We start from the raw sequence: 1,116 nt of genomic DNA, 5'->3' as shown, positions 1-1,116 counted from the left end.
TTACTGTCTCCATTCAAAGAGCATATCAAGTCTATTACAACTGACAATGGTACAGAATTCGCTTGTCATGAAATGATAGCCAAAAGCCTTGGTGTCACCATATATTTTGCTGACCCATACGCTTCATGGCAGAAAGGCGCTATAGAAAATGCTAACGGACTAATTAGGCAATACGTGCCAAAAAAAGAAACCTTTGAGCATATCAGCCAGCAACAAATCACGAAGTTTTCAAAGAAAATTAACATGAGGCCAAGAAAGAAATTAGATTTTAAAACACCACAGGACTGCTTTTACGAACTAATTAAGTAAATTTGCACTTGCTTGTTGAATTCACGGATGTTAGGGAAATGACTCGAGGAAAGAGAACAGACATGTTGGATTTAGAAAGAGAATTGTCTGAAAAGGTGCCAGGTCCTTTAAATCATGAAAGTTGGACTGGAAGCAAAAAAGGTGAGACGTTAAGTAATAAGGCCGATGGCATATATAAGAAAGCAAATCATTGACATTAAAGCATTAGACAGATGGAAATTATTGTAAGTTCTGTAATAGGTGGGCAAATAGTGTCTGAAGTTGGAATGGAGAAAAAAATACATCAAATAATAATTAAAGTGAGAAAATCTCTAAAAGAACAGTTTGTAAACAAGTCCTTCGAAGGGCTTGCCAAGATAAAGATCAATTTATACATCAGTGGAGATTTATCAGAATATTGTTCCAAATCAGGAATAACAAAACATCAATACTTTCAGAAAAAGAATGAATTTATTACCGAGTTTTGTGTTGATAGATATTATTGGAATTCTGAACCAAAACTTGATACGAAAAAGAAATTTCTATTATTTTTAGAGAGTTCGTTGATAGATCTAGGGGTTTTGATTAAGGAAAAACTAGAATCTAAAGGATATAACTTTGATTGTGAGATGTTTACAGAAACAGCTTTTAAAGGTTCTTCCGTTAAATGCGTAGATGCCTATCATGCAATGCATATAGCCTTAATGTGAAGTATTCTTCATTTCTGAATCCATATATCTGTCTTTTCAGAACCTTTATTTTATTGTTAATGCCTTCAATTGTTCCATTTGTTATACAATGGTCGTACCATGCTAATATGTATGTCTT

At 33.5% G+C, this 1,116-nt stretch carries 3 protein-coding genes; 2 read left to right on the top strand and 1 reads right to left on the bottom strand.

Annotation, left to right across the window (positions count from 1 at the left end; genetic code table 11):
• Positions 1-309, top strand: a 309-nt coding sequence (locus CHB62_RS14500) for an IS30 family transposase (RefSeq protein ID WP_141240457.1), incomplete at its 5' end; no start/stop codon positions are given.
• Positions 310-521: 212 nt separating this feature from the next.
• Complete coding sequence (locus CHB62_RS14495; protein WP_089367370.1) at positions 522-998, top strand: Imm12 family immunity protein; 477 nt, start codon at positions 522-524, stop codon at positions 996-998.
• Here the strand turns inward: CHB62_RS14495 and CHB62_RS14490 are convergent.
• Positions 952-1,116: transposase (locus tag CHB62_RS14490; RefSeq protein WP_254919389.1), on the bottom strand; the 165-nt coding region annotated here is incomplete at its 5' end. The two genes, CHB62_RS14495 and CHB62_RS14490, sit on opposite strands and share 47 nt — an antisense overlap.

The sequence above is a fragment of the Prevotella jejuni genome (assembly GCF_900187995.1).
Taxonomy (GTDB): Bacteria; Bacteroidota; Bacteroidia; order Bacteroidales; family Bacteroidaceae; genus Prevotella; species Prevotella jejuni.
This window is presented reverse-complemented; position numbering and strand designations above follow the sequence as displayed.

Excerpts from the sequence above, each read along its gene's own strand:
- CHB62_RS14495 (WP_089367370.1), top strand. The coding sequence starts at position 522 with ATGGAAATTATTGTAAGTTCTGTAATAGGTGGGCAAATAGTGTCTGAA.